Source organism: Alteromonas sp. McT4-15 (assembly GCF_020515205.1).
In the GTDB taxonomy this organism is placed as follows: Bacteria; Pseudomonadota; Gammaproteobacteria; order Enterobacterales; family Alteromonadaceae; genus Alteromonas.
On sequence record NZ_JAJALG010000065.1, the window covers coordinates 1 to 6,161 of the forward strand.

At 39.1% G+C, this 6,161-nt stretch carries 3 protein-coding genes; 2 read left to right on the plus strand and 1 reads right to left on the minus strand.

Annotated features, from left to right (window positions below; genetic code table 11):
* Positions 1 to 193 precede the first annotated feature (193 nt).
* Both LHL20_RS20390 and LHL20_RS20395 read left to right on the plus strand, forming a co-directional pair.
* On the plus strand, positions 194 to 2,437 hold the full coding sequence (locus LHL20_RS20390; RefSeq protein WP_226434613.1) for a hypothetical protein: 2,244 nt from the start codon (positions 194 to 196) through the stop codon (positions 2,435 to 2,437).
* Positions 2,438 to 2,439: 2 nt separating this feature from the next.
* Complete coding sequence (locus LHL20_RS20395) at positions 2,440 to 2,937, plus strand: hypothetical protein (RefSeq protein WP_150141069.1); 498 nt, start codon at positions 2,440 to 2,442, stop codon at positions 2,935 to 2,937.
* Positions 2,938 to 3,056: 119 nt separating this feature from the next.
* Here LHL20_RS20395 and LHL20_RS20400 read toward each other — a convergent pair whose 3' ends face one another.
* The gene (locus tag LHL20_RS20400; protein WP_226434614.1) at positions 3,057 to 5,804 is read right to left on the minus strand and encodes a DUF5666 domain-containing protein; all 2,748 of its coding nucleotides are present in this window, start codon (positions 5,802 to 5,804) and stop codon (positions 3,057 to 3,059) included.
* Positions 5,805 to 6,161 lie beyond the last annotated feature (357 nt).

Consider the following 6,161-nt stretch of genomic DNA (forward strand, 5'->3'; position numbering starts at 1 on the left):
AAACGCAAACATGGTTCCAATAATTTACTGTCACCAGTAGAGTATGAAAAACGCCATGTTCAACGGCTGGGAAGTGTCTAGGCTAATAGTGGCGATTCATTACAAGGCCATAATCGAAGTATTAATGCAATCAAAGTAGTCATTCAAAAGTGTCATGTTAGAAAGCAAGAGCTAGAAAAAGAAGGGGCGTTAAATGTCTGATGTATTGGTATTTACACCGAAGCATAAGCTCGATTACCAGAAAAATTATGCGGACTTCATAGCATTCGCAAAAAATGACTTATCACTTTTTGGTGATCATGAATTTAATGCCCCTCTAGGAACTCAGAAAGGATGGGAATGTGATAAATGGTCTTGGGACACAGCAAGAGGAAAGAAGTTAACTATCGTATTTGGAAACAGTGTAAACCAATCCAAATATATACCATTCAAACAGCCATTTGCTGATTTTGCCAAAGCCTATGTACGTTATGAGCAGTCACTAAATCATAGAGACTCAACCGCTTGGGCTTCATCTTTAGTGTGGATCTATAATGCGCTAAAAGAAAACACGACTCTAAATGACAGATCTGATGTTGATATTATGCACCTCAATAACACATTGATAAATCGTGTTGAGGAGCAGATTAGGAACAGTAAATTAGGTGCTGGAGGAAAGCGCAATATTGGTCTGTCATTTGAAAAAATATTGAAGTTCATTAAGGACAAGCGATTCAAGCTAGATCTACAAGACTGGTCAAATCCTTTCCCTCGTCCATCTGATTCCAGAATTAAACTTGATGAAGACAGTCGTAAAGAAGAAGTGGAGAAATGCCCTTCTGACTATCAAATGCTTCAAGTGGCGGATGCCTTTCACAAAGCTAAAACACCTCGTCAAAAGTACTTCTCCAGTCTATGTGTAATGTTGATGTGCCAGCCGAGTAGAAATACAGAACTTAATGGTTTAACAACAAATTCATTACAAAGAAGTGAAAAGGGACGTTTATATCTAATGTGGCATCCTGCAAAAGGTGGAGATCCCGTTAAAAAGTGGGTGCCTAAACTACTAGAGGATGTCGTACAGCAGGCATTTGACAGACTTATTGATATTTCCGAACCCGCACGAACTGCTGCGAAATTTGCTCATGAAAATCCAGAAGTATTTTTAGTTCATAATGAATGCATTACACATGCTGATTTTCCTCAAGATAAACCGTTAACATACAACCAATTCGCAAAAGCGATGGGATTTAAGACTGGTCTTGATTTTAAAGGGACACAGATGAGTTGGTCACATAATGGTGCAATAAAATGGTTGCGCAATTTGATAAGCCAACTTAATCATGTGACTGACTGGAAAAAGGACTTATTAAAAGGGGGTACAGTAACTCAAGACAACGAAATACTGACCAAACACACTCATAATCCAACTGGGGTAAGCATCGCGTTCCCTAGTTATAGAGATCTGCGCTCTGTTGTTGACCAAAAATATACAACAAAAGGCTTTCCCAATTATGGCGATGTCAAAATCTGGGACTGCATTACCTTAGTTCGAGAAAATGAGTTTCATAAAGAGTTTGATGTTAAGTCGTTTTCGTGGGTAATGGTGGGTCACGGATCTGTAAGTGACGCTATAGGTTCTGATAGACCCTCAGGAGAAAATCAAATTGAATCGGTTTTTGATGAATTGTCTATTACTGACGAAGACGGTTCTCGATTGCGGTTAAATACTCACCAACCTCGGCATTGGTTAAATACCAAGTTAAAACTCGCTGGTGAAGAAGATTGGTTGATTGCCAAATGGTCAGGTCGAGCGGATATAGAACAAAACAAAGCTTACGATGGTAGAACACAAGAACAGAAATCACGGCTAACGAAGCGCATAGGTCATGTAGTAACTGGAGAAGGTATCATGACGGTTGCTCAAGCTAATCAGTTTTTATCGCCATACACATCTGAGTCGCCACCTCCTGCAATCGTTTTACATGATTTAGGTTTACCCGTTTCTCTTAAATCACTCGGTATTAATAGGTCGGGTGTCGCTCAATTTACAGGGTTAGGTTACTGCGTTCACAACTATGCGGAAAGTCCATGTGTTAAAAATGGTGATTGTGCGGTCTGTAGTGACCATGAATGCCTCAAGGGACTGCCTAACACCCTAGAAGAGCTTAAAAACCTTGAGAAGCTTTATGAGGAGCAACTAGAGGATGCAATCGTTAAAGCAGGAGATAAAGTTTTCGGTGCTGATCGTTGGGTAACAGCTCTAGGTTTCAGGTTATCAAAGATCAAGACCATTATTACCATGATGGAAGACCCTAACACACCTGATGGGACACCTATCAGAATACCTGATGAATTAGACCCATCACCAGTCAAACGCTCACTCAATATTGATGAGCAAAATGTAATTCCTACTTTTGATCTCACCGCCTTAGCACTATCAGATATGGAGGAGTAATCATGGCTTTTGTAACAGACAACAAAGAAACAATACTTGGAATTATTGATGGTTGGAGTGGAAAGCTGACTTATGATCTTTTGTCAGAAAAACTGCAATCTGAATTGGGCTTAAAGCGCCCTCCATCACGCCATACATACACAAAACATGACGAAATCAAACATGCTTTTGACTTGAAGAAAGAAGAGTTAAGAAACAAAAAATCTGCTGCTATCGAAGAAGCCAAGTCTTTATTTGATAGTTCCGATAAATTAAGTCAACTCTTGGAAAATTTGGATAATGATGATGCAACCATCGCTGAGCTTATAAAGCGAGTTGAAAAACTTGAAAACGAGAACGAGAGGCTTAATTCAGAGAATACACGGTTAAGTACCCAAAACGATATTTTGCTCGAAAGGTTTGCTAGATGGCAACACAACCTTCAAAAGATGGATGGCGTTGATTTGAACAAGCTTGCGGTGAATATTGATAATGGACTACCTGCTAAAAACAGAGATTAACGAGTGTATTTTCAATACGAATAAGTCTTTATACCTCACGTTATAATATAAAAAGCCTGCAACTGGTATGCAGGCTTTTTGGGGAGTATTTAATTTAGAGGATTATTTGATTGAATGCACTAATCAAAAGAAACCTTTTCAGCAACAAGTATTCCATCTTCATTGACCACACCTTCAATTTCGACTGATACTCCATCAGCTAGGTCATCAATCGTACCATCTTCAAACTCTGTATCATCATTGGTTGTGATTTTCTGCTCTCCAATAGAAAAATCAGTCGCGGAAATAAACTCTGAAATAGTGCCTGAGACCTCGACTTCATTTTCATCGAATTCTTCAAATTCAACTTTAAACGCTACAATTGAACCGTCGCTGTTTGCATATCCTTCTACTTCAATTTCCACACCTAGCGCTAAATTTTCAGCCGTACCATCGTTAAAGGCAGTAAACTCATCTGTAATTACATGTTGTCCATCAATTTCGAAATCAGTTGCAGAAGTAAATACGGTAATAATTCCTTCAACTTCAACATCATCAGGCTCTTCAAATTCAACTTTTGTTGCCACGAGCGTTCCATTTTCATCGAGCACACCTTCAACTTCCAGTGTTACACCAAGTGCCAGCATTGAAGCGCTGCTGTTCTTAAACTCAGTTTCACTGTTAGTAGTTATAGATTGTTCGCCAATTGAAAACTCCGTTGCTGATACAAATACTGAGACAACGCCTTCCACTGATATTTCATCAGCTTCTTCAAACTCGATTTCATCAGCAACCAGAATGCCATCATTATTGATGTGTCCTTCAACCTCTACATGAACGCCTAAAGCCAAGCTTTCAACACTACCGTTATCAAATTCTGTATTAGCTGTCGTTGTGATGGCTTGCTCACCAATAGTAAATTCAGTTGCGCTTGTGAAACTTGTAATTTCACCTTCTATCTCACTTTCACGGTCATTATCATCTTCTGATTCAAACTCAATTTTTTTCGCGACTATCGTACCATCTTCTGCTTGATGCCCTTTAACTTCCACTTCAATACCTACAGCCAATAAATCAGGGTTGCCATCTTCATATCGTGTAAATAGGTTAGTGGTAATTGAGTGGCCGTTAACAGTAAAAGCCTCTATCGAGTCAAAACTATCTATGTTGCCTTTAAGCTCCACAAACGGCTCGGTATCACCTGAATCGTTTTCTTTTGACTCAATCTCAATTTCAAGTGCCAACAGCGAGCCATCATCTTGAGGGATACCTTCTACTTCAACTTCGGTATCGTTTGTTATAGCAGAGAAAAATTCACTTGAGGTTAGCTCTGAGCCATTTGGTGATTCAATCACACTAGCTTCCGTTACTTTAACTCTTACACCATTAACAGAAAACGTTGGGGCGCTAATATCTGATACTTTACCTTCCAACTCAGTCGTTTCCGTATCATCGTCAACTTCGTTGGCTGTTTTTTTACGTTTTATCTGACTGGCAAGCAGTTGGCCTTCGTTATCAAATGCCTTAATAGAAACCTTATCGCCAATTAAAATATCATCGATTCTAAAACGTCTTTCATCGTCTTCTGAGTCATCAATAAAACGCGTGTACTCATCAGTAAAAATTGTATTACCTAGAATAACAATCGAATTAGTATCTAGGTCGGTTGACTGAACAAGTCCTTCTATTTTAATTTCAGTGTCCTGCGCAATTCTGATTTCGGTTGCGACCAAGACTCCATCAACAATTGTGCCTCTAACGGCAATCTCGACACCATGGGCTAAATCCGAGCTTTGTCCCCCTTTGAAGATGGTTTCATTTGTAGTTGTGATGGCTTGGTCATCTACCACAAAGTCGGTTATTGACGTAAACACCTCAATTTCACCCTCAAAACCAATAAGCTGACCTGCTAAATCTGGCGCTTCTTCTACTTCAACTTCTGAGGCAACTAACACGCCATCAACAAGGTCTGTTTCTGATTCAACTTCGACTTCAACACCATCTAGTAACTCTCCCTCTACTGTAGCGTTAGAATAATCAATGGATTGCCCAGCAATGTTGAACGTCATTGTTACTGTATCAAGTTGCGATACCTCTCCAACTAATTGATATTCTTCTGAGCTATCGGATAACTCTATTCGGGTAGCTATGTATTGATCATCGCTGTTTTCGATAGCGCTAATTTCAACCCAGTTACCTATCTGAATAGCATCAAAAGTTACATCGTCAAACTCAGTTAAATCATCAATAAAGTACACTTGACCAAGCAGGGTAATGGTTTTTTCGGCTAAATTAATGCCTGTGACAGGACCTTCCGCACTTGCTTGGTATTCTATGGAAGACGCTTCTGCGCCATCACCATCGGCTCCAATATTTCCGTTTATGGTGACAACCATACCTATTTCTAACGCATCTTCAGTATCTGTTTCTCCGTTAGCGGTCACAACAGCTTGGTCTGTTTCGAACTTAACACCATTAATATAAACACTACCAAAACCTGTAATTACGCCAGTTGCCGTTACAGGAGCTGTATAATCAATGTTTACGCTCAGGGTTTGACCTTCTAAAACGGTTACAGTTTGTGACTGACCGTTGTTAAAGCTATAAGTGACTCCTTGAGTGGTAACACTGTTCACACTCAAAGTGTAATCGCCAGTAACTAGGTTCGATAATACTTCTCCTGTCGTTAATGACGTTGAGTAATTATTAGGGCCTGTTATCTGTATATCTGCCGATAAGCCTGATGGTAGTCCAGCGACAAGTACCTCAAGGTTTCCGTAGGCAGTCATGTCGATAGGATGAGAGTTAGTTTCGCTTGAACCTCCGCCACATCCAACGCTGGACAATACGATGAGTGATAGGGTTGATAGTTTGAATAAATTCTTCATGTTTCACCTATAAAATTGCAGGTAGAAAACATCGACAGACAAGGGATTTAAGTGAATTAAGCTTATCGATAGACTTTTTCTACAAACGAAAAAATGACATAAAAATTTATGTCACGACTGCCCGTGGACAGTTTACCAATAATGATAGGCAAAAATTTTAATACACCTATCATCGTTCAATATTTTCATAAAACCGTAAATGAAGCAACAAAAATATAATGCTAGCAACGAAGCTTAAGGCTTTTTCAAATTATTCTAAATCAGTCGTAAGTTAATTGAGATTTTGTTTTATTCTTCTCTTGGTTTGAACTAAAGTTTATATTTACGAAAGGTTCATGAACTTAAATTTAATTTGCA

Bases quoted from the DNA above. Each gene is read 5' to 3' on its own strand.
- LHL20_RS20400 (WP_226434614.1), bottom strand. From the start codon at position 5,804: ATGAAGAATTTATTCAAACTATCAACCCTATCACTCATCGTATTGTCC.
- LHL20_RS20390 (WP_226434613.1), top strand. From the start codon at position 194: ATGTCTGATGTATTGGTATTTACACCGAAGCATAAGCTCGATTACCAG.
- LHL20_RS20395 (WP_150141069.1), top strand. From the start codon at position 2,440: ATGGCTTTTGTAACAGACAACAAAGAAACAATACTTGGAATTATTGAT.